The following is a 24,579-nucleotide window of genomic DNA, read 5'->3' on the forward strand; positions in this document are numbered from 1 at the left end:
ATAATGCGCGCGTCATCCGAGTTTCTGTGTGAAGACAACGCCAGGTGTCGGCAGACTCATTGTCATCTTTTCTAAACGGGCAGGAAATGGCCCTTTAAGCATGTGGTAATAAAATGAAAAAAATAGCTCTCGCAGCAGGTGTACTGCTCGCAGCGTCTTACAGTGCATCATCAATGGCTGATAGCAAAGACAGTCAATATGTCTCCGACTGGTGGCACCAGAGCGTTAACGTGGTGGGCAGCTACCACACCCGTTTCGGACCGCAGCTGAATAACGACGTGTATCTCGAATACGAAGCCTTCGCCAAGAAAGACTGGTTCGACTTCTACGGTTACGTTGACGTGCCGAAGTTCTTCGGCGTGGGCAATACCCCGGATCGCGGCATCTGGGACAAAGGCTCCCCGCTGTTTATGGAGATTGAACCGCGCTTCTCCATCGACAAGCTGACCGGCACCGATCTGAGCTTCGGTCCGTTCAAAGAGTGGTACTTCGCCAACAACTACATCTATGACCTGGGCCACAACGCCGACGGTCGTCAAAACACCTGGTACATGGGTCTGGGCACCGATATCGACACCGGCCTGCCGATGAGCCTGTCGATGAACATCTATGCCAAATACCAGTGGGAAAACTACCAGGCTGCCAACGAGAACAGCTGGGACGGTTACCGCTTCAAGGTGAAATACTTCGTGCCGCTGACCCAGGTGTGGGGCGGCAACCTGAGCTACATTGGCTTCACCAACTTCGACTTTGGTTCCGATCTGGGCAAGGACAGTGGTAACGCGATCAACGGCAAACAGCTGCGCACTGGCAACTCGATCGCCTCCAGCCACATTTTGGCGCTGAACTACGATCACTGGCACTATTCTTTCGTGGCGCGTTATTTCCATAACGGCGGCCAGTGGCAGGATGGCGCGGATATCAACCTGCCACAGGGCCCGATCAAGTCTACCGGTTGGGGTTATTACCTCGTGGTCGGCTATAACTTCTGATTTTCCGTGCTATCAGAAACAGAAAACCCCGCCTGGCGGGGTTTTTTTTCGTCATCACTGGGCTTGTTCGACCGGGAGATGCTTCACCGGCATAAACAGCCTGCCTTTGATCACGTGACATTCATTATTTATCCAACTAATGATTTGTTCACGGCTGACGCCTTCCGACTGCGCGTAACGATGAAGATCGCCGTTAAAGTGTCGAGTGATGTATTCCATGAGGGTCATTTGCACGTCTTTTGCTCCTGAACGCCCACCCGTTGCCAGCCTGGCCACCGCGGGAGGTTGAGGTTTCTCAGACAGCGAATGTAAATTATCGGCAACTAAATCTCAACATAAAGCACCCGGTTAGGGCGACTTCGGCGGGAAAAAGAATCCCGCACGGAGAGGCGGGAAGTGTTCGCTATTATCATTATGGATGATAAGAATAAGATTTGAGGTGCGACGAAAAAGAGCACGCTAACTCTTTTTTGTTACCTTCCCACGCTAGCGCAAGGCTTATTTTTCTTCAAGAAAAATCTGAGGTAAGTATCGGCATTTTCGAGGTGTTTTGCGTTAAAACAAGATTTTGGCGCGTCTGCCGTCACGCGCGCCATCATCTCGGAGTTTTCCTTATACTTCGTCCGGGAAAGGCCCGCTATAGTCAATAGCGTCACCCACGCAGGAATACACAACATGAGCAAACGTCGTACGACCCTCACGGTGTTGGCGCTGATCGCGTCGCTGGGGTTGTCATCCGCTCCGGCTCTGGCTGATAAGGGCGGCAACGGTAATGGCCATGGTAACAGCGGTAACCATGGTAATAACGGCAATCACGGTAACAAAGGCAATAAAGACCCTTATGATAGCGGCGTTTATCGCAACGACGACAATCTGATCACCGTCAACCTCTCGCGCGATCGCGCCCGTTCGCTGGCGCATAACTATGGCCTGACCGGCTACCGTTCGCTGCCGCCGGGCATCGCCAAGAATCTGGCTCGCGGTAAACCGCTGCCGCCGGGCATCGCCAAAAAAGTGGTGCCTTACTCGATGCTGCGTGAGTTGCCGCAGTACCCGGGTTATGAGTGGCGTATCGCCGGCGACGATCTGGTGCTGGTCGCACTCAGCACCGCGATTGTGGCCTCCGTCATCAACGGCGTGTTCGACTAACGCCGGTTGGGTCTCATCGGGCCTCGCTGCGGCGGGGCCTTTTTTATTTGCCGGCGCAGGGCTGACGTGGTGAACTTGGCGCCTGACCTTTTCACTGCATCATAAGGGAGGCGCCATGTTCAGGGCGTTATTGATAGCCTGCTGTTTGACCAGTTTTCCAGCGTTGGCAGACGGCGCTGCCGCCATCGGCGAACTGGTGAACCAACGGCTGTCGTTGATGAAAGACGTTGCCGGTTACAAGGCGCAGCAGCATTTGCCGATCGAAGACCTGGCGCAGGAGGCGAAGGTGTTGGCCAGCGCGCAGGCGGAGGCGGGGCGTTTGGGGCTGGAGCCGGCGTCGGTGCGGCCTTTTATCGCCGCGCAGATGGACGCCGCCAAGGCGATTCAGTACCGCTATCGCGCCGACTGGCTGGCGAGCCCGGAGCCCGGCTGGCAGCCACGCCCGTTGGCGCAGGTGCGCCCACAGATCGCGCAGCTGAGCAGCCAGATATTGCAACGGCTGGCGGAGCGACTGCGTACCGGCCCGCTCGGCGAAGCGGATCGGGCGGCGTTTATGGCGTCTGTGGATCAGGTGAATCTCAGCGCCGCCGACAAGCGGCGGCTGGCGGATGCGCTGCTGGCGGTCAGAACCGGCAGCGCACGCTGAGCGTCAGTCGCGGCCGACGGTGCTGCGGCGGAAGGTCAGCATCCGGCTGCGGTTGGCGATGAGATCCACGTTGTAACCGCGGAAATAGAGGCAAAAGCGTTTCAACCATGGGCCGTCCTGGCACTCCACCAGCATGCGGCCCTGGCCGAGCGGGCTGAGCGTGCCGGTCTGCGCCGCTGGGCCGACGCCAATATGCACCCGATTGCCGCGAATTTCAAAGGCGGTGCGATAGTGCGGGTGATACCACAACCCCTGCACATGCTTCAGGCAGTCGCCGTTGGCCGTGACCGGCAGGAAACGGCGCGCCACATGCCCGACTTCGCCCTCGACCGCTTCGCCGGTCCACTTCAATTTGATTGGCATATGGGCGGACAGCGACACCGCGTAGCCGTCTTCGCCCTGATACAGCGGTTCATCGCTGCCCAGATAGGCCAGGTTGCCGTCTTTGACCTCCAGCCAGTGCGGCTCCGCCAGCGTGGCGTAGAGACCGTCGGGGATCGCCGTGCTGCGCTGCGGCAAAGGTTCGCCCAGCAGCGCTGCCATCACCTGCAAAGCCATCCCGAAACTGTCGCAGTCTTCGCGGTTGGCCACCAGCGCAACGCCGACCTGGCGATCGGGCGCCAGCAGGAAATAGGTTTTGTAACCGGCGTGGGAACCACCGTGGCCGAGCAAGCGGCGGCGGCCTAGCGGCGTCTGCGCCAGCCCCAGTCCATAGGCGCTGAGCTGACCCTGATTGAGGCGGCGCGGTGCGCCGAGTTGCGCCAGCACGCCCTGGCCGGGGCCCTGGTCGGCCAGCAGCGTTTGCAGCCAGCGGGTGAGGGCGTTGAGGCTGCCGGTCAGGCTGCCGGAGGCGGAAAGGTGCAGACCGGCGCTGGCGTGTTGCCAGCCCCGCGCCGCACGCCAGTAACCCGGCACCAACCCTGGCACCACGTCGAACCAGCTTTCCGGCGCTTGCATCTGCACCTGCAGTGGCCGGGCGATGTGCTGTTGCACCAGTTGGTCGAAATCATACCCTTTGCTGCGCAGCGCGGCCTCCAGCAGCCGATAGCCGGTATTGCTGTAGGCGATCTCGCTGCCGGCTTCATAGTTCAATCTTTCCAGCCCCTCGACAAACTGCATCACCGGCTGCGCCTCGCTGACGGCATGCAGCGATATGCCCAGCAGACCGAGCGTCTCGCGCACGTCAGGCAGACCGCCGGTCATGTCCAGCGCCTGGCTGACGGTAACGTCCGCCAACGCGGGCTGCAGGGCGGGCAGCAGTTCGCCCAGGCGTTGTTCGAGTCGAATGGCGCGATCGGTGGCGTTCAGCGCCAACGCGGCGAAGATGTGCTTGGTCACTGAGGCGTAGCGCACCACGCTGTCGGCGGTGAAGGGGGTATTCTGCGCCAGATCGGCCAAGCCGGCACTGGCGGTGGCGCGGAGTTGTTCGGCGTCAAACAGGGTGATGGCGCCGCCGGGTTCGCCACGCCGTTGCCAGCCGGCCAGCAATTGTTCGGCGAGGGCGCCGGCAGCGCGCCAGTTTAACGGTGTTACAGACATAGGGCCTCCAGAGTGATGGTTCGAAACGGGCCAGCTCGGCCACACGCCGCCCGGCGCTGACGATGAGCGCGGGCTTTTCGGCTGATTGTGGCGCAGCGCGTTTTTCGTCGGCCGCTGTTTTGTGCGCTGTTTAGACCAGTCAGTAGGGAATCACGCGAAACTTTGATATAGCGCGCAGATTGCGGCTGACGTTACGGTTAAGGACAGGGAGAGGAACAGGCGCCCGGCGGCGCCTGTAAAGGGGATCAGTTCAGTCTGGCGGCGCTGTCCAACAGGCCTTCAATCATCTGCTTGAGCAGGCGCTGCAGCGAGGCGGCGCGCTGCGGTTCGAACGCGAAAGGATACTGTTCGGACATGTAGTTGACCTGCGCCAGCTCGAGCTGGATCGCATGCTGTTGCTGCTGCGGTTGGCCGTAGGCGCGGGTGATGTAACCGCCCTTGAAGCGGCCGTTCAGCACGTGGGTGTACTGCTGTTGCTGCTCGCAGCAGGCGACCAGCCGATCGCTCAGCGCCTGGGCGCAGCTTTCACCGCCGTTGGTGCCGAGGTTGAGATCCGGCAGTTTGCCGTCGAACAGCCGCGGGATCACCGAGGCGATGGAGTGCGCGTCGAACAGCAGCGCATAGCCGTGCCGCGCTTTGAGGCGTGCCAACTCGTCCTGCAGCTGCTGATGATAAGGTTGCCAAATTTGCTGCAGATAGCCGGCGCGTTCTTCGTCCGTCGGCGCTTTGCCCGGCAGGAAGCTTGGGCGGCCGTCGAACAGCACATCGGGATACAGACCGGTGGTGGCGGTGGTGTACAGCGGCTTGTCGTCCGCCGGGCGATTCAGGTCGATGACGAAGCGCGAATAGTTGCCGACCAGTACGCTGGCGCCCATCGCCCGGGCGAAGTCGTACAGCTGTGGAATGTGCCAGTCGGTATCGGGCAGCGGGCGGGCATCGTCGGTCAGCCCGGCCTCGACCGCCGGCATCAGTTGCGTGCCGGCGTGTGGGATGCTGATCAGCAGCGGCAGGCTGCCGGTCTGGAAGCTAAAAGGATCGCGAATGGTCATTGACGTACTTCTCCTCGGAAAATCACCGTACAGGGCAGCTGGCCGCCCAACCAATAAGCCAGTTCCGCCGGCCGCGACAGCGGCCAGTGAACAAAGTCCGCCACCTTGCCGGTTTCCAGCGTGCCGTGGCTGTGTTGCAGCCCCAGCGCTTTGGCGGCGTGGGTGGTAACGCCCGCCAGCGCTTCTTCCGGCGTCAGGCGGAACAGCGTGCAGGCCATGTTGATCATCAGACGCAGCGACAGCGCCGGCGACGTGCCAGGGTTGGCGTCGCTGGCGATCGCCATCGCCACGTGGTGCTTGCGGAACAGCTCTACCGGCGGGCATTGGGTTTCGCGCAGCAGGTAGTAGGCGCCCGGCAGCAGCACCGCCACGGTGCCGGCGTCGCCCATGGCGCGGGCATCTTGCTCGGTGGCGTATTCGAGATGGTCGGCGGAGAGCGCGTGATGGCGCGCCGCCAGCGTGCTGCCGCCGAGGGCGGAGAGTTGCTCGGCGTGCAGTTTGACCGGCAAACCGGCGGCTTCGGCGGCGGCGAAGACTCGCTCCACCTGCGCCGGTGAGAACGCCAGGTGTTCGCAGAAGGCGTCAACCGCATCCGCCAGGCCGGCGGCGGCGGCCTGGCGGATGATGGTATCGCAGACCAGATTGATGTAGTCGTCGGCGCGGTTGGCGTATTCCGGCGGCAGCGCATGGGCCGCCAGACAGGTGGTTTTCACCTCGACCGGCAGCAGCTCGCCCAACTTGCGCGCCACCCGCAGCATTTTCAGCTCGCTTTCCGGGCTGAGGCCATAGCCGGATTTGATCTCCACGCAGGTGACGCCTTCCGCCAGCAGCGGACGCAGGCGGAACAGCGCCTGCTCCAGCAGTAGCGCTTCGTCGGCCTCGCGGGTGGCTTTCACGGTGGAGATAATGCCGCCGCCCTGCGCGGCGATGTCGGCATAGCTCACGCCGTTCAGTCGCTGTTCGAACTCGCCGCTGCGGTTGCCGCCGAACACCAGGTGCGTGTGGCAATCAACAAAGCCGGGGGTAATGATGCCGCCATCGAATTTCACCGTTTCGTCCGCGATCAGGCCGGGCGGCAGCGCCGCATGTTCGCCAATCCAGACGATCTTGCCGTCGCGTACGGCGATCGCGCCGTCGGTCAGGGTGTGATAGTTGCCGTCGCGCATGGTGACGATATCGGCGCCGTGCCACAGGCTGTCACAGTGAATCTCAGACGTCATTGCTTTCCTCCGCCGGAGCCGCAGCTCCCACATGGTTGTATATACAATTAAAAACAACCTAACGCATTCACCGGGATGTCACAAGAGGCGGGAGAGATTTTGTTATCAGGATGTGATCGACAGCGGAGATGCGGGCGCAGGGCGCGCCCGCCGGGGATCAGACTTCGCTGGTGAAGCGGCCGAACAGTTGATAACGGCTGCCGGGGTACAGCAGCCGGGCCGAGGTCACCACGGTTTTGCCGGACCAGGTGCGGCGGTGGATCAGCAGGCCGGGTTCGTGGTCTTCCAGCTGCAGCAGCTCGCTTTCGCGCCGGGTGGGGATCACCGCTTCGACGATGTGTTCGCCGGCGGTCAGCGGCGCGGCCTGCGTCAGATAGGTGTAAGGCGTGACGCGGTCGAAATCCTGCTTCAGGTAATCCGGCGCCACCAGCGGGTTGACGCAGCGGTCTTCCACCTGCACCGGCACGTCATTTTCGTAATGCACGATCTGCGAGTAGAACAGCCGTTGGCCGGGTTGAATGCCCAGCGCCGTCGCCTCTTCCTCGCTGGCCGGGCGGGCCTTCAGCTCGAGGATCTTGCTGCTGTGGCGATGACCGCGCGCGGCGATCTCATCGGCGATGTTGTGCACTTCCAGCAGCGCGGTGTGCGCCTTGGCTTCGGCGACGAAGGTGCCGACGCCTTGCATGCGGATCAGAAAACCTTCGCTGGTCAGCTCGCGCAACGCGCGGTTGATGGTCATGCGGCTGACGCCCAGTTCCGCCACCAGTTCACTTTCGGAGGGCACGCGCTGGTGCGGTTGCCAGTGCCCCGCACGGATTTGATTCACGATCGCCTGTTTGACCCGTTGGTAGATCGGGGCGGGGGCATCGCTCATTGCAGCCGCCAGTTGTAACACGGTCTGTTGTTCAGCCACGACGTTAACCTCGTCAAATAAAAAAATAATAACACCAGTTTACTGTTGATGTCGGCGTATGTATATGTATATACAACTAGTGGCCGTCGCGCCAGAAACTTGCCGGCGACCGCCAAAAATTCCTGAAGACGCGCCATCGCCGCGCCTTATTCGCCGTTACATTAACCGTGGAATACTGCCATGCCTGCTTATTTTTCCCCACGCGCTTTGCTCCCTGAGGGCTGGGCGCATAACGTCCGGCTGGACGTCGATGCGCAAGGTTATCTGACTCAAGTTACCGCCAACGCTGAACCGCAAGGCTGCACCCGGCTGCACGGCGATGCGGTGCCGGGCATGCCGAACCTGCACTCCCACGCCTTTCAGCGCGCGATGGCCGGGTTGGCGGAAGTGGCGGGCAACCCGCAGGACAGCTTCTGGACCTGGCGCGATCTGATGTATCGGCTGGTGCAGCGCCTGACGCCGGAGCAGGTGGAGGTGGTCGCCCGTCAACTGTATATCGAAATGCTCAAGGGCGGATATACCCAGGTGGCCGAATTCCACTACCTGCATCACGACGCCGACGGCAAGCCTTACGCCGATCGCGGTGAGATGACCGGCCGCCTCAGCGAGGCCGCGCATCAGGTCGGCATCGGCATGACTATGCTGCCGGTGCTGTACAGCTACGCCGGTTTTGGCGCCCAGCCGGCCCAGCCGGGGCAGAAACGGTTTATCCAGGACACCGAAAGCTATCTGCAACAGCAGCAGGTGATTGCTCGCCAACTGGCGGATCGCCCGTTGCAGAACCAGGGGCTGTGCTTCCACTCGCTGCGTGCGGTGGAGCTGGGGCAGATGCAGCAGATTTTGGCCGCGTCGGATCGCACCTTGCCGGTGCATATTCATATCGCCGAGCAGCAAAAAGAGGTGAACGACTGTCTGGCGTGGAGCGGACAGCGCCCGGTGGCCTGGCTGTATGACCACCTGCCGGTAGATCAGCGCTGGTGTCTGGTGCACGCCACCCATCTGGATCGCGATGAGCTGGAAGCGCTGGCGCGCAGCCGCGCGGTGGCCGGCCTGTGCCTGACCACTGAAGCCAACCTCGGCGACGGCATTTTCCCTGGCGACGCTTACCTGCAGCAGCAGGGGCGCTGGGGCATCGGTTCCGACAGCCACGTTTCGCTCAACGTGGTGGAAGAGCTGCGCTGGTTTGAATACGGCCAGCGGCTGCGCGATCAGCGTCGCAATCGCCTGACGACACCGGAACAGTCGGCGGTGGGCGATGTGCTGTACCTGCAGGCGCTGCAGGGCGGCGCGCAGGCGTGCGGCGCGCCGATCGGTCGGCTGCAGAGCGGCTATCGCGCCGACTGGCTGGTGCTGGACGGCGACGATCCGTATCTGGTGGCGGCGCCGGACGCCTCGATCCTCAATCGCTGGCTGTTCGCCGGCGGCAAGGAGCAAATTCGCGACGTGTTCGTCGGTGGCCGGCAGGTGATCGAGCAGGGGCGGCACGCGCTGCAACAGCAGAGCAGCGCAGAGTTCCTGCAGGTGCTGAAAACCTTTCAGCAGGAGGCATAATGAGCCTGACCCGTTTTAACTTCGCCGCGCTGCCGGTCAGCCCGTGGCGCAACGGCGGTGGGGAAACCCGTGAAATCGTCAGCTGGCCGCCGGGCGAGCCGGATTTCGACTGGCGCGCCAGTATCGCCACCATCGCGCAGGACGGGCCGTTTTCCGCCTTTGCGGGCATCGATCGCTCGATAACGTTGCTGGAAGGCGACGGCGTGCGGCTGTTCAGCGCCGGGCATATCGACCATCAGTTGGCGCGTATCGGGGAGCCGTTCGCCTTTTCCGGCGACGTGGCGCTGGAAGCGACGTTGCTGGGCGGCGCCAGTCAGGATTTCAACATCATGACACGCCGCGGCCGGCAGGCGGCCGAGGTGCGGCGCAGCACTGCGCCCGTCACCCTGTCACCCAACCGGGCGGGTGTGCTGTATGTGCTGAGCGGCGTTTGGTCGCTGCCGGAGGGCGGCGAACTGCGGGCGCGCGAGGGTGTCTGGTGGACGGCGGCGGGCGGCGAAGTGGCGCCGCTGACGGCCGACGGCGCGATCCTGTGGGCGAACATCACAGCCTGCTAACGCAGAGTAGAGTCCTGCGCCCGGTTATGGGATTATTCACTTTTCCCCATTAATCATAAAGAAGGGCGCATGGCTTCGCTGAAAGACGTCGCAAAACTTGCCGGAGTCTCGTTGATGACGGTGTCCCGCGCCATCAATGAACCCGGCAAGCTGCGGCCGGAAACCTATCACCGCGTCAAACAGGCGATCGACCAGTTAGACTACGTGCCGGATCTGTCGGCGCGGCGTATTCGCGGTGACGGAAATCGCGTGCAGACGCTCGGCGTGCTGGCGCTGGACACCGCCACGACGCCGTTCTCGGTGGAAATGATCCTGTCGATTGAAAAAACCGCGCGTGAGCGCGGCTGGAACAGCTTCGTCGTCAACCTGTTTGCCGACGACAACGCCGAACAGACCGTCGATCTGCTGTTGGCGCATCGACCGGATGGGGTGATATTCACCACGATGGGGCTGCGTGAGATGACGCTACCGACCAAACTGCTGGACAAAAAGCTGGTGCTGGCCAACTGCGTCAGCCCGGCGCATGCGATCGCCAGCTACATTCCTGATGATGAGCAAGGGCAGTATGACGCCACGCGCACGCTGATCGCCAAAGGCTATCGCGCGCCATTGTGCATTCATTTACCGGCGGATACGCTGGCGGCGGGCCTGCGCCGCCGCGGTCTGGAACGCGCCTGGCGCGAAGCGGGGCGCGATGTTGAACAGCTGCAGCAGTATCATCTCGATCTGAGCGGCGGCGATCAAAGCTATCGCGACTGCGTCGCGTTGCTGGAGCGGCATTTCTCTGCAGGACGGCGCGATTGCGATGTCGTGGTGTGCGGAAACGATCGGATAGCGTTTCTGGTGTATCAGGTATTGCTGGCGCAAGGATGGCGGATACCGCAACAGGTGGCGGTGCTGGGCTACGACAATATGGTCGGCACCGGTGAGCTGTTCCTGCCGGCATTGACGACGGTGCAGCTGCCGCATTACGAGTTGGGCCGCCTTGCGGCGCTGCATGTGATTGAGCGGCGGGAACAGCGTGATACGGTGAAAGTGCCTTGCCCGCTGTTGGAGCGTGGTTCGCTGTAGCCACACCGGGCGCGCCGCTGCGCGCCCGGCGCTCATTCCCATTACCCCCAGATGCTCGCCAACTGCCATCCCGTGATGGGCTCGAACTGCGCCCGGCCGCCTTCGGCGAACAGGCGGAGACGGCGATCGCCCGCCGTCGGATAGAAGCGGCTGGTCAGGCAGGCCTCTCCCTGATTCACGAAGATTTCCAGCGATGAGCGATCGATAAAGATCCGCAGCGACAGGATGTCACCCCCCGGCAGCGGCACGCTGCGGCATGTGCACAGCGCCGGGTGTTCATCAAAACGCTCCAGCACCAGTCGGTGCGCCTGATTGTCGACAAACAGGCGCGCCGCACTCCCAATGGCCAGCCCGTACCGCTCAGCGTCGCTGTCGGCCGGTCTCAATGTCAGGATGAGCTCCTGCATATCGTTCGCCAGCGGCAGATGCTGATTGGTCAGCGTCTGCGCCAAAAACGTGTGTGACTCTCGGCGCAGCGCCGTCAGTTCACGCGCCGGGCTCATGCGGACGCTGCCGTCGGCGGCCAGCGTCAGTTCGCGCGGCAGCGTGAGGGCGCCGGCCCAGCGGTGCGCTTTGCTGGGCATCGGTGATTCCCACATATCCATCCAGGCAAACAGCAGCCGACGGCCGTCGGCGGCGGTGAAGGTCTGCGGCGCATAGAAATCGTGGCCGGCATCCAGCTCGCAGAAGGGCTGGGTCACCGTAAAGTCGCTATCAGGCCGCCAGTGGCCAAGCAGATAGCCGCTCTGGAAGCGATTGCGGTAGCGGTAGCCCTGCGCCACCAGCCCTTGCGGCGAGAACAGCAACAGGTGTTGTTCCCCCAGCGGGAAGAAATCCGGGCATTCCCACATATACCCTTGATGTGCCGTTTGCGCGCCGGCCAGCACCCGATCGAAGCGCCAGGCGCGCAGGTCGGCAGAACGGTACAGGCGCACCTGGCCCAGGCCGTTTTCTTTGGCGCCGACCACCAGCCACCATTCGCCGTTTTCGCACCAGACTTTCGGATCGCGAAAATGCTGAATGCCGTCCGGCGGGGCCAGCACTGGCCCGTGTTTGATGAAGCGTATGCCGTCTTCGCTGGTGGCCAGACATTGCACTTCCCGCACCTGGCTGTCGTCACCGGGTTCGCCCAGCCACACGTGGCCGGTGTAAATCAGCGTCAGCACACCGTTGTCATCTACGGCGCAGCCGGAAAAGCAACCGTCTTTGTCATAGGGCGCATCGGGTGCCAGGGCGATGGGCTGGTGCTGCCAGCGTATCAGGTCGCGGCTGGTCGCATGTCCCCAGTGCATGGGCCCCCAGTGCTCACTATGGGGATGATGTTGGAAGAACGCATGATAGACGCCGTCAATACAGATCAGGCCGTTGGGATCGTTGATCCAGCCGGCGGGCGGCGCGAGATGGAACTGCGGGTAGTAATCGTCTCGGCGCTCTGCACGCAGGGCTTCGACTGCATGGTCGGCTTGAGCTAAGGCAGTGTTCATTGGACAGACTCACTTGATTTAATGGCGGATTGAAAGGGGGCTACGCTGGCGGAACGTTCGCCGCGCAGCAGGAAACAGGAGACAAGCGTCGTGGCGGCGACCGCGCAGCCCATCAGCAGATAGGTGTCGGCAAAGCCGATGCGGTCATAACCGTAGCCCGCCAGCGGCGACAGGAAGCTGGCCATCACCTGGGTGATGAACTGGAAGCCTACCAGGTACAGTGTGGAGGAGAGTCGGCTGTCAAAGCGGCTCGCGATGTATTTGAAGATAGCGATCAGCAGGATTGGCAATTCTACGGCGTGCAGCAGTTTCATGGCGGAGATCATCAGGGCACCGCTGACTAAGCCGGAACCGAACATGCGCAGCGCCATCACGCCACCGGCCAGCAACAGCCCCTGTTTGGCGCCGATGCGGTTCACCAGCAGCGGCGCCAGGAACATGCCGCCGGCCTCGAGGAAGACCTGCAGCGAGTTGAGAAAACCGTACATCTCGTTGCCCTGTGCGCGAGAAGCGAACTGTGAAGCGAAGTAGACCGAAAATTGCTGATCGAAAACGTTGTATACGCTGATCCCCAGCACAAACACCACCAGTGCCCAGAAGCCGGGCATGCGCAGCAGCGCCAGCGCGTCCTGCAGCCGCAGGTTTTCCGGTTTGCCGAACGCCAGGCCGGCCATGGCGTTCGGCTTCAGCTCGCGTACCTGGCTGAGCAGCACCAGGAACACCACGGCGGCGGCGGAGGCCAGCCAGAAATTGATGTTCGGATTGATATTGAAGATAAAACCGGCCACAAAGGTGGCGCTGGCCCAGCCGAGCGAGCCCCACATGCGGGCGCGGCCGAATTCGAAACCGCTGATGCGGCTGACTCGCTCGGTATAAGATTCCAGCGCGCCGATACCGGCGAAGAAGGTCGCGCCGATGAACACCCCGCCGACCAAAGCGCCGAGCGGCAGGCTGCTCGCCAGCAGCGGGGCGTAAACGTAGATAAAGAACGGGCCGGTCAGCAGCAGCATCACGCCGAGAAACTGCAGCAGGTGTTTGCGCAGACCAAGTTTATCCTGAATAAACCCGTACAGCGGCTGGGCGCACAGCGCCACCAACGAGATAGCGGAGAAGATCAGGCCGGTCTCGGCGCCTTTCAGGCCGATCTTCTGATTCAGCCACAGCGAGATCAGCGAAAAGCTGGAAGACCAGGTGAAGAAAAAGAAGAACAGCAGGCCGCTGAGCAGCACGTAATATTTTTTAGTTTCGCGGTTCATGGGTAGGGCCCCGGTGAGTGAAGTTAGCTCTATTGTTAACGTTAACTCGCGAAAGGATGAAGCGGCCAGATATCACGCATGAGATGTTAATCACAAAAGTTAACGTTAACATTTGTGCCTTGTGATCGAGGTCACGAGTTGGCAAGGGGGCGATGTGCCCCCGCAGGATTAACGTTCGTTAAGCGAGCGCAGATGATCGTCGCGGCGCAGCGTCATCAGCGCAAACAGGCTGACCACCGAGGTGGCGACCACGTAGTAGGCGGGAATGTCGATATTACCGGTCTGTTTGATGAGGCCGGTGATAATCAGCCCGGCCGAGCCGGAAAACACCGCATTGGACAGCGAGTAAGCCAGCCCCAAACCGGTATAGCGCACCCGGGTCGGGAACATCTCCGCCAGCATCGCCGGGCCGGGGCCGGCCAGCAGGCCGACTACGGCGCCGGCGACCATCACTGCCAGCCCTTTGACCCACAGTGAACTCTGCGCATCCTGCAACAGGTGCAGCAGCGGGAAGGTGAACAGGATCACCGCCGCCACCGCCGTCAGCATCACCGTTTTACGCCCCAGTTTGTCGCTGATGATGCCCGCCGGCAGAATGGTCAGGGCGAAGCCGACGTTGGCCAGCACCGTCGCCACCAGCGCCTGCTGGAAGGTGGCGTGCAGCGAGGTTTGCAAATAGGAAGGCATCACCACCAGAAAGGTATAGCCGGCGGCCGACCAGCCCATCATGCGGCCGATGCCGATCAGTATGGTTTTCGCTACGCCGCCCAAGCTCGCTTCCGGCGGTGGGGCGCTGTATTCCGCGGCCTGTTGCGCCTGGGTAAACGTGGGCGTCTCTTCGAGCTTGAGCCGCAGCCACAGCGCCACGGCGCCCATCGGCAGCGCCAGCAGGAACGGAATGCGCCAGCCCCAGTCATGCAGCTGCTGCGCGCTGAGCAGCGCGGCCAACAGCGCCACCAATCCGGCGCCGGCCAACAGGCCGAGCGCGACGGTCAGCGACTGCCAGGCGCCGAACAGCCCGCGCTTGCCCTTCGGGGCGAACTCGGTCATCAGCGACACGGCGCCGCCGAATTCGCCGCCGGCGAACAGCCCCTGAAACATGCGCAGCAGCGTCAGCAGCAGCGGGGCGGCGACGCCGATCGAGGCATAGGTCGGCATGACGCCGATCAGTGCGGTGGCCAGCGTCATCAACAACAGAACCGCAATCAGCGTCGGGCGACGGCCGATGAGATCGCCGATGCGGCCGAAGATCACCGCGCCGATCGGCCGGCAGAAAAACGCCAGCGCGAAGGCGGCGTAGGTGAGGATCAGGCTGGTGACTTCATTTTCTCCCTGTAGCGTGAAAAAATTGGCGGCGATGACGGTAGCCAGGAACCCGTACACCCCGAACTCATACCATTCGATAAAGTTGCCAACCGAGCCGGCCAGCAACGCCTGACGCGACCGGCGCGCGTCGAGAGTCTGTTGATTCATCCCCGTTCCCATACATTTGAATTATTGTTCGTCAGTTCTAAATTTATACGACAAAACAATCAATTGATTTCAGCGGGAACTGTGAGGCGCTCAGCGCATGCCGTCGATATGCCACCATTCGGGGCAAACATCGGCGAACGCGTGCGAGACCGGGCGCAGCTCCGGCAGATCGGCCCGATCGAAGCTGCCGGTGCTCAACGCCACCGTCGGCTCGTCGTCGATCGCCCCCAGCGTGCTGCCGCAGCGCGGGCAAAAGGCGCGGCTGGAATAGGGGGAAGAGCGGTAGAGCGTGGGCATGCCGCCCGGGCCGTTCCACTCGACGGCCTGACGCGGAAATTCGACCCAGCAGAGCGTCGGTGCACCGGAGTGGCGCCGGCAAAATTCGCAGGAACAGCTGTGTGGGTTACCGGGCAGGCCGTGCACCTGAAAGCGAATATGTCCGCACAGGCAGCCGCCGCTATAGCCTGGATTTTCCATGAGTTCTCCGTCATAAACGCGGGAATGGCGATGAAAATCACTATAGCGGCATCGCGAAAAAATAACAGGCCCGCCGGTGGCTTACCAGAGTAACGGCGCCGGCTCGCGGCCGTTTTCGGCGTAGTACAGCGACGGCAGGAACTGTGCCAGATAGCTGAACTCGTTGTAGCAGTGGCGCATCAGGTTAAACCCGATGTCGTCCGAGAGTTCGTCGTGGGCGTTGGCGCAGGCTTTACCCAACAGAAAACGGCTGCGCAGTACGCACCCGTAGGGCGTATCGCGCGCCAGATGCAGCATCTCGCCGTCGCAGGGATCGCCGTTGTCATCCAACGCCACCTGGTCGCCGAAGCCGATGCGCGCGCACACGGCGGCGGAGAGCGCCTGCGCGTCACGCGCCTGGCGCAGCGGCTGCGGCGCGAAGAAGTCCTCGGCGGCGTGGAATTTGAGGCGCGCCGCGACCGGCGGCAGCTCCGCCAGCCATTCGACCGCTTCGATGCTGGCGCCGACGTAGCTTTCCCCTTTTTTCCAATGGCGGTCCCAGCCGCGATGTTCGACGTGATCGTGTGGGTGCCACCAGTTGATGTGCTGCGTGTTCTCAAAGAAGGTGAACCACCAGTCCAGCATGCGCCCCTTGCAGCCGTGCAGATCGGTACGGACCGCGACGGTAAGCAGGCCGTCGGCGCTGCGGCTCAGCCCCATCTCCAGCCGCAGTGGTTCAGGCTTGAGCAACTCGTTGATATCGTTAACGCCCCAGGGCGCCAGCAGGGAAGGATGTGTCATAATGGGTTCCTGTTTTATTTTGGAAACGAATTGTGTTTCCAAAATAAAACTATGCCGGTATGCTGAGTCTGTCAATGCTTGTGAGGAATAAATATGGCGAACCCGAATGAAGAACCGCCGCGCGCTCGCGGCCGGCCGGCCACGCCGGAAACGGCGCTGCGCGCCGCGCTGGCGCAAGCGACGCTGGCGTTGCTGCTCGACGGCGGCTATGCCGCAGCAACGGTGGACGCGGTGGCGAAACGCGCCGGGGTGGCTAAAAAAACCCTGTATCGCTTTGCGGCCAATCGCGACGAACTGGTCGCGCAGGCGGTGAGCGGCTGGACCGAGGCGTTTCAGCCGGCCTTCGCCCAGGATGCCGGGCGGTGGGAGGCGGTGGCGCCGCTGTTGGAAAAGGGGCTGAAGGCCATCGCGCAGCAGGTATTGAGCGCCGAGGCGGTAGGGATGTTTCGGCTGCTGCAAAGCGAGTTTCCGGGGCGCGAGGCGCTGCTGGACAGCTATCAGCGCAACGGCATTCAGCGCGGCCGGGCTACGGTGGCGGACTGGCTGCAGCGCCAGCAGCAGTGCGGCTGGCTGCGTGCGCGCGACTGGGCGCAAACCAGCGACCTGCTGTTGGCGATGACCATCGCCGAACCGCTACGGCAGATGACGCTGGGACTGTTGCCGCCGGGCAGCGCGATCGACGAGCGCATCGCGGCGGCGGTGGCGCTGGTGATGCCGGGTTTGCTGGCGGAAGCGTGAATACAAAAAAGGGCCGACGAATCGGCCCTTGAACAACAGGATGCAAAACGTCTGCGTTACAGCTTCGGCCCAGCGTTCACCAGCTTTTCGCCCGCCGGGGTGACGGTATATTTGGCGAAGTTATCGATAAAGCGCTGCGCCAGATCCTGCGCTTTCTCCTGCCACAGCGATTCGTCGGCGTAGGTTTTGCGCGGATCGAGGATCGACGGATCGACGCCCGGCAGCGCTGTCGGCACTGCCAGCCCGAAGATCGGCAGCGTGAAGGTGTCGGCCTGTTCAATGTCGCCATTCAAAATGGCGTCGATGATGCCGCGCGTATCTTTGATCGAGATACGCTTGCCGCTGCCGTTCCAGCCGGTGTTGACCAGGTAAGCCTGGGCGCCGGCGGCCTCCATGCGTTTCACCAGCACTTCGGCGTACTGCGTCGGGTGCAGCGTCAGGAACGCGGCGCCGAAGCAGGCGGAGAAGGTCGGCGTCGGGGCGGTGATGCCGCGCTCGGTGCCGGCCAGCTTGGCGGTGAAGCCGGACAGGAAGTGGTACTGGGTTTGCTCAGGCGTCAGGCGCGATACCGGCGGCAGTACGCCGAAGGCGTCGGCGGTCAGGAAGATGATCTTGCGCGCATGGCCGGCTTTGGACACCGGTTTGACGATGTTCTCGATGTGATAAATCGGATAGGAGACGCGGGTGTTCTCGGTTTTGCTGGCATCGTCGAAGTCGATGCTGCCGTCGGCCAGCACGGTGACGTTTTCCAGCAGCGCATCGCGGCGGATCGCCTGATAGATTTCCGGCTCCGCCTGCGGCGACAGCTTGATGGTCTTGGCGTAGCAGCCGCCTTCGAAGTTGAACACGCCGTCGTCGTCCCAGCCGTGCTCGTCATCGCCGATAAGCTGGCGTTTCGGATCGGTGGAGAGGGTGGTTTTGCCGGTGCCGGACAGCCCGAAGAACACCGCCACGTCGCCTTGCTCGCCGACGTTGGCCGAGCAGTGCATCGAGGCGATGCCCTTCAGCGGCAGCAGGTAGTTCATGATCGAGAACAGGCCTTTTTTCATTTCGCCGCCGTACCAGGTGCCGCCGATCAGCTGCATGCGCTCGGTCAGGTTGAAAGCGACGAAGTTTTCCGAGTGCAGCCCTTGCTGCTGCCAGTCCGGGTTGGTGCATTTGGCGCCGTTCATTACCACGAAGTCCGGCTCAAAGTCCGCCAGCTCGGCGTCGCTTGGGCGGATAAACATGTTTTTCACGAAATGCGCCTGCCAGGCCACCTCGGTGATGAAGCGCACCTTCAGGCGCGTATCGGCGTTGGCGCCGCAGAACGCGTCCACCACGAACAGACGCTTGCCGGAGAGCTGGTTGCCCACCAGCGTCTTCAGATGCTGCCAGACTTCCGGCGACAGCGGCTGGTTGTCGTTCTTGCCGGTGCCGTTGTCGGACCACCAGACGGTGTCGCGCGTGGTGGTGTCGCGCACGATGTATTTGTCCTTCGGCGAACGGCCGGTAAATTCGCCGGTCGCGACGTTGACCGCACCCAGTTGGGTGAGGGTGCCGCGTTCCAGCGGCGGCAGGTCGGCGCGGGTCTCTTCGGCGAACAGCAATTCGTAGCTGGGGTTATAGACGATATCGGCGGCCTGATGGATGCCGTAGCGAGCGAGAGTTTGTGGGGTAACAGCGCGTGAAGACATATTCTACTTCCTTATGAGTCATATTATGCCTCTTTCCCGAGCGGTGCCGCGCGCAGGATTAAGGTTCGGATCAAGCTGACCGGATTCAGCTACTGCGTTTCCGGTTCTTTATTAATAAAACAGGGGGATTTTTCGCCCTCCTATAGCATAGCAGCGAATTTAAACCTGCTTACTTTAATTACAAAATGCTGACGATAATTAATTAAAACCAACCTTGGCGGAGGGTCACAATATTGAATTCCGTCGGTGTAATTTAGTTTTGCATTTTTATTTTTTATCATATCTTCAGGGCTGTCTACTGTTTTATTTCTTATTAGAAAAAGCGAAATCCACAATAGGATTTTTCGTAATCATTTGTTTTTGCTTGGCAATGGCGGGATGTTGCGCCAGGTGAATCTAACCGTACTGTACGCTTGTCAGCAGGGTGAATAATGAAACAGATAAATGCAGAACTGGCCTGTGATAAAAATACGGCATCGTCCGAATCCTCAGGATTAATTAATCAACTTCGTCAAATAGATATCGGCGCGGTACCGATCGCGTTGTTTATCACGATTTGCGCCATCGTGGCGATTTCCGCCTATGCCAACTTCCTGCCGAAAAATATGATCGGCGGCCTGGCAGTGATAATGACGCTGGGCTTTGCGCTGGCTCAGTTGGGAAAAAGCATTCCCGTGCTGCGCGATATCGGCGGGCCGGCCATTCTGTGTTTGATGGTGCCTTCGGTGCTGGTCTATTTCAATGTCTTCCAGCCCAACGTTATGGGCACCGTCCATCTGCTGATGAAAGACGCCAACCTGCTTTATTTCGTCATCGCCAGTCTGGTGGTCGGCAGCATTCTCGGCATGAACCGGGTGATCCTGATCCAGGGGATGATTCGCATGTTCGTGCCGCTGGTGGTGGGTACGATCACGGCGGTGATCACCGGGCTGCTGGTGGGCAAGCTGTTCGGCTTTACCTTCTATCACACCTTCTTCTTCATCATCGTGCCAATCATCGGTGGCGGCATCGGCGAGGGGATTTTACCGCTGTCGCTGGCCTATTCGGCGATCCTGGGCTCGACGCCGGACGTCTACGTCGCGCAGCTGGCGCCGGCGGCGGTGCTGGGTAACATCTTCGCCATCGTGACCGCCGGGGTGTTGGCGCGTATCGGCATGCAGCGCAAGGCGCTGAGCGGCGACGGCATGCTGATCCGTTCGGCGCAGGAGAACGCGATGTTCGCCATCAAGGAGCAAAGCGGCAACGTCGATTTCCAACTGATGGGCGGCGGGCTGCTGGTGATCTGCGCCTTCTTTATCGTCGGCGGTCTGTTCGAACACATCGTGCATATTCCCGGCCCGGTGCTGATGATCCTGTTCGCGGTGCTGTGCAAGTACTGCCGGGTGATCCCGGCCTCGATGGAAACCGGCGCGCACAGTTTCTACAAGTTCGTCTCCACGGCGCTGGTGTGGCCGCTGATGATCGGTCTGGGCATGCTGTACGTGCCGCTGGAAAGCGTGGTGGCAGTGTTCTCGGTCGGTTATGTGGTGGTCTGCGGCTCGGTGGTGCTGTCGATGGGGCTGGTCAGTTTCCTGATTGCGCCTTACCTGAAGATGTTCCCGGTGGAGGCGGCAATCGTCACCTGTTGTCACAGTGGCCTGGGCGGCACCGGCGATGTGGCGATCCTGTCGGCGTCGAACCGTATGGGGCTGATGCCATTCGCCCAAATCGCCACGCGCATTGGCGGCGCTTCCACGGTCATTGGCGCGACGCTGCTGCTCGGTTGGTTAGTCTGAGTCCAGAGTTTCTTATGGATAACCGGGGTTGGATTGCCCCGGTTTTTTTATGCGTTTTTTCCGCTCATCGTGATAATGCGGATGATTATCTTGAAAATCATTCGTATGGCGCAAATGCATAGTCGGACTTTATCTGAGAAAATTCTGTACTCGACGAAAATGTGTCTATTCTTTTCTCTTAAGGGATTATCGTTCTCATTCAGAGTGCCGAGGGAAGGCGCCACCGCATTACCGATATCCCCGTATTGATTCAACACCGGGCCGCTGCCGTTCAGGCAATCCGCCAGTTGGGGCATCCCCCCGATTGAATTGACGAATATGGAGATAAGGTTATGTCATCAAGCAATGCTTCCGTTAAGGCCGAAGGCGTATTAGCCCTGTTGGGCGCTTATAAACCCGATGAAGACGACACCATTACCGTGCTTCATCCGTCGAAAACGTTCGAAAACGCCGGCCTGGAGCTGGTGCGCGGCGATCGCAGTTGGCACGACAAGGGCGTGACCGACACGCCGGTCTCTCTGACCTACAGCTTCTGGGAAAAGGCGCCGGGCAACATGTCGAGCATGGGCATCAGCGGCTTCAGCAGCTTTAACGCCGAACAGCGCGAGCAGGCTAAACTGTCGCTGCAGTCATGGTCAGACGTGGCTAACATCACCTTCACCGAAACCAGCAACACCGCCGCTGCCAACATCAAATTCGGCCTGTTCGACTACAGCTCGCGCGGCTCCTATGCCTTTGCGTATAACCCGGATTCATCGCCTTCGGTTGCCGGGCAAACCTGGTATAACGCCAAGAACCACACCTTCGTCAACAACCAGATCCATGAAAACGAGTACGGCCGCCAGACCTTCACCCATGAAATCGGCCATGCGCTGGGGTTGCAGCACCCGGGCGACTATAACGCCGCGCCGGGCGTCAGCATCACCTACGCTAAAGACGCGACCTACTTCGAAGACAGCCGTGCCCACAGCCTAATGAGCTATTTCAGCGAAAGCAACACCGGGCAGGACTTTAAAGGCGCGTACTCTTCTGGGCCGTTGCTCAACGACATCACGGCGATCCAGCATTTCTACGGCGCCAACATGAACACCCGCACCGGCGACACGGTTTACGGATTCAATTCCAACACCGATCGCGACTTCCTCACCGCCACCGGCGCGCAGGACAAGATAATTTTCACCGCCTGGGATGCCGGCGGCAACGACACCTTCGACTTCTCCGGCTTCGGTCAAAATCAGCGCATCAACCTGAATGAAAAGGCGTTCTCGGACGTTGGTGGCCTGAAAGGCAATGTGTCTATCGCCGCAGGCGTGACGATTGAAAATGCCATCGGCGGGTCGGGTAACGATGTGCTGGTCGGGAACGCCGCCGATAACGTGCTCAAGGGCGGCGCGGGCGATGACGTGCTGTACGGCGGCAAAGGGGCGGATCAGCTGTGGGGCGGTGCCGGCAAGGACACCTTCGTCTACTTTGCGGCGGATGAGTCGACGGCGGCGGCGCCGGATTGGATCCGCGACTTCGTGCGCGGCGAGGACAAGATCGATCTGACGTTGTTCAACACCGGCAGCGCCGACGGCATCCGCTTCGTCGATCAGTTCAGCGGCAAGGCGGGCGAGGCGAAGCTGAGCTACGATGAGCAAAATCACGTCAGCGATGTGGCGATCAACCTGGGCGGCGCCTTTGACGGCAACGACTTCCTGGTGAAAGTGGTGGGGCAGCCGCTGGATGCCGGCGATTTCGTGTTGGCGTAATGCAGGCAACAAAAATAGGGCGTTTTGGGCAAAAACCCGACAATTCCTATTAATTACGTCATATTAGCGTGACATAGTAGCGCGCAGAAGGCCGGGCTTGCATACCTCGGGCTTCTGTCGAATCGCCAACCTTTTCGGTTGGCGATTCATTTTCCGCCTTTCAGCATGTTGATGGCGGCACCGAGTAGGATGCGCCGTTCGATATCGTTGCTGTCCGCCAACTGCCGCGCCAGATGTTTTTCCAGCGTTTCCACCGACAGCGCTTCACCGCGATGGCGCAGCTGCATCACGCCGTCGCCGATCAGGCGTGCGACCTCATCCCATACGGGTTTAATCTCCTGTTCCGAGAACGTCATGGTCTACACCTCGGTGGGTTGATTTTTGCCCAATGTAACAGCTGAACTGCGGCTTCGCTACCCGCCGCCTAAAACAGGAAGCATAAAAAACAAGCCATCAGTATTTCTTCTGGTTTTTACGCTCAATACTGACGGTGTCGAAAAGCAGGAGAAAACATCATGAACTGGGTCGAAACCTTGGCGGAGTACTACCGCCTGAGCCGCACGGGTGAAACGCAGCATTGGCTGTGTCGCCGCTGGTTGCTTCAGGGGGAGGCGCGTTTGGCCTATTTGCAGGAGTTGCTGGAGCCGACCGCGCCACGGCGGCGATGAACAGGGCGCCGGCGTTCGGCCGGTGTCGTCTCGCGGCATTAACCGAAGGCGATCGCCGCCCAACGCAACAGCAGCAACGCCAGGCAGATCAGCAGCAGCACCACGACCATTTTACTGAGCTTGTTGCCCATGCGTTTTGTTGCCACGTTGCGCCCCTTTTAGCTGAAATACCACCCGCCGGCGAGGGTGATGAGGACAAGCGTCACTAACGCGACGCCGTTGAGTAAATCGCTGAAGGTATCGTCAGCATCGATGTCATTTTGCTGCATGTTACCGCCTGGCGGTCGCCATTGGGTGAATAATGTTCACAGTATGCGCCCGGCAGCGCGGCAGGCACAGCGAAGAAAGGTAAAAACGCGTAAAAGTGGCGCTGGCAAAACGCGCAGTCGCGCTTGGGACGGATGCAGACGGCCGGCAATACGTTGTACTATCCTGTCTGCATTGATGCATTTTTCCTAAAGGTATAATCATGGCGACGGCAATTCCACAGAAATACGAGCACCTTGAGCGCTGGGCGTTCGGCGATACCGAGCAGCAGGCCGATGAAGTCGTGCAATTGATCCTCAATGGCACCAAAACGGCCACCTGTTCTAACCTGGACGGCGAAGGGATCCCACAGGCCGGCGATCTGTTCCTGGTGGTGGACGGCAAGGGTGAGCCGGTTTGCGCAGTCGAGTTGACCGCGGTGGAAATGAAAACTTACGATCAGGTTGATGAAGCGCACGCCTTTGCCGAAGGCGAGGGCGATCGCTCGCTGGCGCACTGGCGCAAAGAGCTGCAGCGCTTCTTCGAAGAGTATGACCTGTTCTCGCCGGACATGACGCTGGTGCTGATGAATTTCAAAGTCGTCGACAAATTTTAATCTTATGCGCGCCGTTCCCTACGAGTGCCAGTGGGCGAGCCCGGAGCTGGCCGCCGATCTGATCGCCGGCCGCGCGACGCTGGCGCAAGACGAAAATTGGGCGCGCAGCGGCGCCCGCGATCGGGCAGAGTACGTCGAGTGGGCCAACCACGTGTGCGGCATGGCCTGCCTGAAAATGGTGCTGGGCCACCGCGACGGCGAAGCGCCGCCGCTGCTGGAGCTGGCGCGCCGCAGCCTGCCCTACGGCGCCTATGTACGCGAAGGTGAGCGGATAAAGGGGCTGATTTATGCGCCGTTCGTCGAGTATGTGCGCGAGCAGTTCGCGCTGCAAGCGGAGGTGAAGGTGGGGCTAGAGGCCGCCGAGGTGCCGGCGCTGCTTCATGAATGCCGCTACTTTATCGCCTCGGTGCATCCCTCCATTCGCCGGCCGGAGAGTACGCCGCCGCAGCGGGGCGGGCATCTGGTGCTGATCACCGCCGCCGATGCGCAAAGCGTGATCTTCCACAATCCTTCGGGCGACAGCCCGGCGACGCGCGAGCGGGTGCACCTGCCGCTCAGCCGCTTCGCCCCTTTCTTTGCCGGCCGCGGCATCGCCATCGCATAAAAAAACGCGCTGTTTCCGATGAAAACAGCGCGTCGTCAGCAGTTCTGATGCATTTTCATGCCAGCCGCATCACCCAGGCGTCCGCTTGCCGATCGTAGTGTTGCTTGTACAGCAGCGACTGTTTGCCGTCGAGGATGGCCGGGATGCTGGTATGTTCATCCCAGCCGTCCAGCTGCATGCACAGATCCGGATCGGACTTGCAGGGAATGCTCAGGGTGCCGGTGCGGTCGGCGCCGGCGTGAAGATGCGCGTCATCGACCTCGAAGCTGCCAATTTTTACGACGGTTTTGCTCATGGGAACTCCTTGCTCAATGGTGTGGTAGGAGGTTAGACCAGTTTGGCCATTGG

At 61.0% G+C, this 24,579-nt stretch carries 26 protein-coding genes; 12 read left to right on the plus strand and 14 right to left on the minus strand.

The genetic code is table 11. From position 1 onward, the window contains the following. The first annotated feature begins 113 nt into the window (after positions 1–113). On the plus strand, positions 114–992 hold the full coding sequence (locus QMZ29_RS05130; RefSeq protein WP_261425672.1) for a nucleoside-specific channel-forming protein Tsx: 879 nt from the start codon (positions 114–116) through the stop codon (positions 990–992). A 54-nt stretch (positions 993–1,046) separates the two neighbouring features. Here the strand turns inward: QMZ29_RS05130 and QMZ29_RS05135 are convergent, their stop codons facing one another. Continuing rightward, positions 1,047–1,226, minus strand: coding sequence for a hypothetical protein (locus QMZ29_RS05135; RefSeq protein WP_025160261.1), 180 nt, complete (start codon positions 1,224–1,226; stop codon positions 1,047–1,049). A gap of 441 nt (positions 1,227–1,667) precedes the next feature. On the opposite strand from QMZ29_RS05135, the gene QMZ29_RS05140 reads away from it, so the two are divergent. Both QMZ29_RS05140 and QMZ29_RS05145 read left to right on the plus strand, forming a co-directional pair. Then, entirely contained in the window at positions 1,668–2,141 is a 474-nt protein-coding gene (locus tag QMZ29_RS05140; protein WP_173888681.1) for an anti-virulence regulator CigR family protein, read from the plus strand. 115 nt (positions 2,142–2,256) lie between these two features. Continuing rightward, a complete protein-coding gene (locus QMZ29_RS05145; RefSeq protein ID WP_043141419.1) occupies positions 2,257–2,787 on the plus strand; it encodes a chorismate mutase in 531 nt (176 codons plus the stop codon). Positions 2,788–2,790: 3 nt separating this feature from the next. Here QMZ29_RS05145 and QMZ29_RS05150 read toward each other — a convergent pair whose 3' ends face one another. The 4 genes from QMZ29_RS05150 to hutC all read right to left on the minus strand — a co-directional run bounded on the left by QMZ29_RS05150 (position 2,791) and on the right by hutC (position 7,508). Next, a complete protein-coding gene (locus QMZ29_RS05150; RefSeq protein ID WP_197811050.1) occupies positions 2,791–4,326 on the minus strand; it encodes a serine hydrolase domain-containing protein in 1,536 nt (511 codons plus the stop codon). 245 nt (positions 4,327–4,571) lie between these two features. Further along, positions 4,572–5,375, minus strand: a complete 804-nt coding sequence (gene hutG, locus QMZ29_RS05155) for an N-formylglutamate deformylase (protein ID WP_261425673.1) — start codon at positions 5,373–5,375, stop codon at positions 4,572–4,574. Further along, positions 5,372–6,595, minus strand: a complete 1,224-nt coding sequence (gene hutI, locus QMZ29_RS05160; RefSeq protein WP_261425675.1) for an imidazolonepropionase — start codon at positions 6,593–6,595, stop codon at positions 5,372–5,374. The genes hutG and hutI overlap by 4 nt, the downstream gene beginning before the upstream one ends. Positions 6,596–6,752: 157 nt before the next feature. Continuing rightward, a complete protein-coding gene (hutC, locus tag QMZ29_RS05165; protein WP_025302564.1) occupies positions 6,753–7,508 on the minus strand; it encodes a histidine utilization transcriptional repressor HutC in 756 nt (251 codons plus the stop codon). 180 nt (positions 7,509–7,688) lie between these two features. Here hutC and QMZ29_RS05170 point away from each other — a divergent pair, with 180 nt between their 5' ends. The 3 genes from QMZ29_RS05170 to QMZ29_RS05180 all read left to right on the plus strand — a co-directional run bounded on the left by QMZ29_RS05170 (position 7,689) and on the right by QMZ29_RS05180 (position 10,687). Next, entirely contained in the window at positions 7,689–9,059 is a 1,371-nt protein-coding gene (locus QMZ29_RS05170; RefSeq protein WP_261425678.1) for a formimidoylglutamate deiminase, read from the plus strand. Then, complete coding sequence (locus QMZ29_RS05175) at positions 9,059–9,616, plus strand: HutD/Ves family protein (RefSeq protein WP_261425679.1); 558 nt, start codon at positions 9,059–9,061, stop codon at positions 9,614–9,616. Before QMZ29_RS05170 ends, QMZ29_RS05175 begins: the two co-directional genes overlap by 1 nt. A 69-nt stretch (positions 9,617–9,685) precedes the next feature. Further along, positions 9,686–10,687 (plus strand): LacI family DNA-binding transcriptional regulator, encoded by a 1,002-nt coding sequence (locus QMZ29_RS05180; protein WP_261425680.1) that lies wholly within the window; start codon positions 9,686–9,688, stop codon positions 10,685–10,687. Between the two features lie 41 nt (positions 10,688–10,728). On the opposite strand, the gene QMZ29_RS05185 is transcribed toward QMZ29_RS05180, so the two are convergent. From QMZ29_RS05185 to QMZ29_RS05205, 5 genes are all read right to left on the minus strand, one after another. After that, positions 10,729–12,171 (minus strand): glycoside hydrolase family 32 protein, encoded by a 1,443-nt coding sequence (locus tag QMZ29_RS05185; protein WP_261425682.1) that lies wholly within the window; start codon positions 12,169–12,171, stop codon positions 10,729–10,731. After that, a complete protein-coding gene (locus QMZ29_RS05190; RefSeq protein ID WP_025302569.1) occupies positions 12,168–13,427 on the minus strand; it encodes an MFS transporter in 1,260 nt (419 codons plus the stop codon). The genes QMZ29_RS05185 and QMZ29_RS05190 overlap by 4 nt, the downstream gene beginning before the upstream one ends. A gap of 168 nt (positions 13,428–13,595) precedes the next feature. Then, complete coding sequence (locus QMZ29_RS05195) at positions 13,596–14,900, minus strand: MFS transporter (RefSeq protein WP_261425689.1); 1,305 nt, start codon at positions 14,898–14,900, stop codon at positions 13,596–13,598. 90 nt (positions 14,901–14,990) lie between these two features. Beyond that, entirely contained in the window at positions 14,991–15,377 is a 387-nt protein-coding gene (locus QMZ29_RS05200) for a GFA family protein (protein ID WP_025302571.1), read from the minus strand. 81 nt (positions 15,378–15,458) lie between these two features. Continuing rightward, positions 15,459–16,157, minus strand: a complete 699-nt coding sequence (locus tag QMZ29_RS05205) for a DAPG hydrolase family protein (RefSeq protein WP_025302572.1) — start codon at positions 16,155–16,157, stop codon at positions 15,459–15,461. 93 nt (positions 16,158–16,250) lie between these two features. Here QMZ29_RS05205 and QMZ29_RS05210 point away from each other — a divergent pair, with 93 nt between their 5' ends. Further along, entirely contained in the window at positions 16,251–16,895 is a 645-nt protein-coding gene (locus QMZ29_RS05210; protein WP_049204082.1) for a TetR/AcrR family transcriptional regulator, read from the plus strand. Between the two features lie 56 nt (positions 16,896–16,951). On the opposite strand, the gene pckA is transcribed toward QMZ29_RS05210, so the two are convergent. After that, positions 16,952–18,571 carry a phosphoenolpyruvate carboxykinase (ATP) gene (gene pckA, locus QMZ29_RS05215; RefSeq protein ID WP_261425698.1) on the minus strand — a complete coding sequence of 540 codons (1,620 nt, stop codon included), beginning with the start codon at positions 18,569–18,571 and terminating at the stop codon, positions 16,952–16,954. A 431-nt stretch (positions 18,572–19,002) separates the two neighbouring features. On the opposite strand from pckA, the gene QMZ29_RS05220 reads away from it, so the two are divergent. Both QMZ29_RS05220 and QMZ29_RS05225 read left to right on the plus strand, forming a co-directional pair. Continuing rightward, on the plus strand, positions 19,003–20,346 hold the full coding sequence (locus QMZ29_RS05220) for a 2-hydroxycarboxylate transporter family protein (RefSeq protein WP_016928018.1): 1,344 nt from the start codon (positions 19,003–19,005) through the stop codon (positions 20,344–20,346). A gap of 332 nt (positions 20,347–20,678) precedes the next feature. Then, positions 20,679–22,097 carry a serralysin family metalloprotease gene (locus QMZ29_RS05225; RefSeq protein WP_060432931.1) on the plus strand — a complete coding sequence of 473 codons (1,419 nt, stop codon included), beginning with the start codon at positions 20,679–20,681 and terminating at the stop codon, positions 22,095–22,097. Between the two features lie 146 nt (positions 22,098–22,243). Here the strand turns inward: QMZ29_RS05225 and QMZ29_RS05230 are convergent, their stop codons facing one another. Then, the gene (locus tag QMZ29_RS05230) at positions 22,244–22,453 is read right to left on the minus strand and encodes a hypothetical protein (protein ID WP_004931526.1); all 210 of its coding nucleotides are present in this window, start codon (positions 22,451–22,453) and stop codon (positions 22,244–22,246) included. A 159-nt stretch (positions 22,454–22,612) separates the two neighbouring features. On the opposite strand from QMZ29_RS05230, the gene QMZ29_RS05235 reads away from it, so the two are divergent. Next, positions 22,613–22,765, plus strand: coding sequence for a hypothetical protein (locus QMZ29_RS05235; protein ID WP_162837925.1), 153 nt, complete (start codon positions 22,613–22,615; stop codon positions 22,763–22,765). Positions 22,766–22,803: 38 nt separating this feature from the next. Here the strand turns inward: QMZ29_RS05235 and yniD are convergent, their stop codons facing one another. Continuing rightward, positions 22,804–22,896 carry a small membrane protein YniD gene (yniD, locus tag QMZ29_RS05240; protein ID WP_016928013.1) on the minus strand — a complete coding sequence of 31 codons (93 nt, stop codon included), beginning with the start codon at positions 22,894–22,896 and terminating at the stop codon, positions 22,804–22,806. A 338-nt stretch (positions 22,897–23,234) separates the two neighbouring features. Between yniD and QMZ29_RS05245 the strand changes: the two genes are divergently transcribed. Both QMZ29_RS05245 and QMZ29_RS05250 read left to right on the plus strand, forming a co-directional pair. Beyond that, positions 23,235–23,627 carry an ASCH domain-containing protein gene (locus QMZ29_RS05245; RefSeq protein ID WP_004931522.1) on the plus strand — a complete coding sequence of 131 codons (393 nt, stop codon included), beginning with the start codon at positions 23,235–23,237 and terminating at the stop codon, positions 23,625–23,627. A gap of 4 nt (positions 23,628–23,631) precedes the next feature. Continuing rightward, positions 23,632–24,231 (plus strand): C39 family peptidase, encoded by a 600-nt coding sequence (locus tag QMZ29_RS05250; RefSeq protein ID WP_025302577.1) that lies wholly within the window; start codon positions 23,632–23,634, stop codon positions 24,229–24,231. Positions 24,232–24,286: 55 nt separating this feature from the next. Here QMZ29_RS05250 and QMZ29_RS05255 read toward each other — a convergent pair whose 3' ends face one another. Beyond that, positions 24,287–24,526, minus strand: coding sequence for a DUF1480 family protein (locus QMZ29_RS05255; RefSeq protein ID WP_025302578.1), 240 nt, complete (start codon positions 24,524–24,526; stop codon positions 24,287–24,289). Between the last annotated feature and the right edge of the window lie 53 nt (positions 24,527–24,579).

The organism is Serratia sp. PF-27 (assembly GCF_030053255.1).
GTDB lineage: Bacteria > Pseudomonadota > Gammaproteobacteria > Enterobacterales > Enterobacteriaceae > Serratia > Serratia bockelmannii.

What these genes read in the sequence shown, in the direction of transcription:
- QMZ29_RS05130 (WP_261425672.1), top strand. Translation starts at nt 114, where the DNA reads ATGAAAAAAATAGCTCTCGCAGCAGGTGTACTGCTCGCAGCGTCTTAC.
- QMZ29_RS05200 (WP_025302571.1), bottom strand. Translation starts at nt 15,377, where the DNA reads ATGGAAAATCCAGGCTATAGCGGCGGCTGCCTGTGCGGACATATTCGC.
- QMZ29_RS05195 (WP_261425689.1), bottom strand. Translation starts at nt 14,900, where the DNA reads ATGAATCAACAGACTCTCGACGCGCGCCGGTCGCGTCAGGCGTTGCTG.
- QMZ29_RS05180 (WP_261425680.1), top strand. Translation starts at nt 9,686, where the DNA reads ATGGCTTCGCTGAAAGACGTCGCAAAACTTGCCGGAGTCTCGTTGATG.
- QMZ29_RS05255 (WP_025302578.1), bottom strand. Translation starts at nt 24,526, where the DNA reads ATGAGCAAAACCGTCGTAAAAATTGGCAGCTTCGAGGTCGATGACGCG.
- yniD (WP_016928013.1), bottom strand. Translation starts at nt 22,896, where the DNA reads ATGGGCAACAAGCTCAGTAAAATGGTCGTGGTGCTGCTGCTGATCTGC.
- hutI (WP_261425675.1), bottom strand. Translation starts at nt 6,595, where the DNA reads ATGACGTCTGAGATTCACTGTGACAGCCTGTGGCACGGCGCCGATATC.
- QMZ29_RS05190 (WP_025302569.1), bottom strand. Translation starts at nt 13,427, where the DNA reads ATGAACCGCGAAACTAAAAAATATTACGTGCTGCTCAGCGGCCTGCTG.
- QMZ29_RS05185 (WP_261425682.1), bottom strand. Translation starts at nt 12,171, where the DNA reads ATGAACACTGCCTTAGCTCAAGCCGACCATGCAGTCGAAGCCCTGCGT.
- QMZ29_RS05230 (WP_004931526.1), bottom strand. Translation starts at nt 22,453, where the DNA reads ATGACGTTCTCGGAACAGGAGATTAAACCCGTATGGGATGAGGTCGCA.
- QMZ29_RS05210 (WP_049204082.1), top strand. Translation starts at nt 16,251, where the DNA reads ATGGCGAACCCGAATGAAGAACCGCCGCGCGCTCGCGGCCGGCCGGCC.
- QMZ29_RS05250 (WP_025302577.1), top strand. Translation starts at nt 23,632, where the DNA reads ATGCGCGCCGTTCCCTACGAGTGCCAGTGGGCGAGCCCGGAGCTGGCC.
- pckA (WP_261425698.1), bottom strand. Translation starts at nt 18,571, where the DNA reads ATGTCTTCACGCGCTGTTACCCCACAAACTCTCGCTCGCTACGGCATC.
- QMZ29_RS05205 (WP_025302572.1), bottom strand. Translation starts at nt 16,157, where the DNA reads ATGACACATCCTTCCCTGCTGGCGCCCTGGGGCGTTAACGATATCAAC.
- QMZ29_RS05235 (WP_162837925.1), top strand. Translation starts at nt 22,613, where the DNA reads ATGAACTGGGTCGAAACCTTGGCGGAGTACTACCGCCTGAGCCGCACG.
- QMZ29_RS05140 (WP_173888681.1), top strand. Translation starts at nt 1,668, where the DNA reads ATGAGCAAACGTCGTACGACCCTCACGGTGTTGGCGCTGATCGCGTCG.
- QMZ29_RS05175 (WP_261425679.1), top strand. Translation starts at nt 9,059, where the DNA reads ATGAGCCTGACCCGTTTTAACTTCGCCGCGCTGCCGGTCAGCCCGTGG.
- QMZ29_RS05225 (WP_060432931.1), top strand. Translation starts at nt 20,679, where the DNA reads ATGTCATCAAGCAATGCTTCCGTTAAGGCCGAAGGCGTATTAGCCCTG.
- QMZ29_RS05170 (WP_261425678.1), top strand. Translation starts at nt 7,689, where the DNA reads ATGCCTGCTTATTTTTCCCCACGCGCTTTGCTCCCTGAGGGCTGGGCG.
- hutG (WP_261425673.1), bottom strand. Translation starts at nt 5,375, where the DNA reads ATGACCATTCGCGATCCTTTTAGCTTCCAGACCGGCAGCCTGCCGCTG.
- QMZ29_RS05150 (WP_197811050.1), bottom strand. Translation starts at nt 4,326, where the DNA reads ATGTCTGTAACACCGTTAAACTGGCGCGCTGCCGGCGCCCTCGCCGAA.
- QMZ29_RS05245 (WP_004931522.1), top strand. Translation starts at nt 23,235, where the DNA reads ATGGCGACGGCAATTCCACAGAAATACGAGCACCTTGAGCGCTGGGCG.
- QMZ29_RS05145 (WP_043141419.1), top strand. Translation starts at nt 2,257, where the DNA reads ATGTTCAGGGCGTTATTGATAGCCTGCTGTTTGACCAGTTTTCCAGCG.
- QMZ29_RS05220 (WP_016928018.1), top strand. Translation starts at nt 19,003, where the DNA reads ATGAAACAGATAAATGCAGAACTGGCCTGTGATAAAAATACGGCATCG.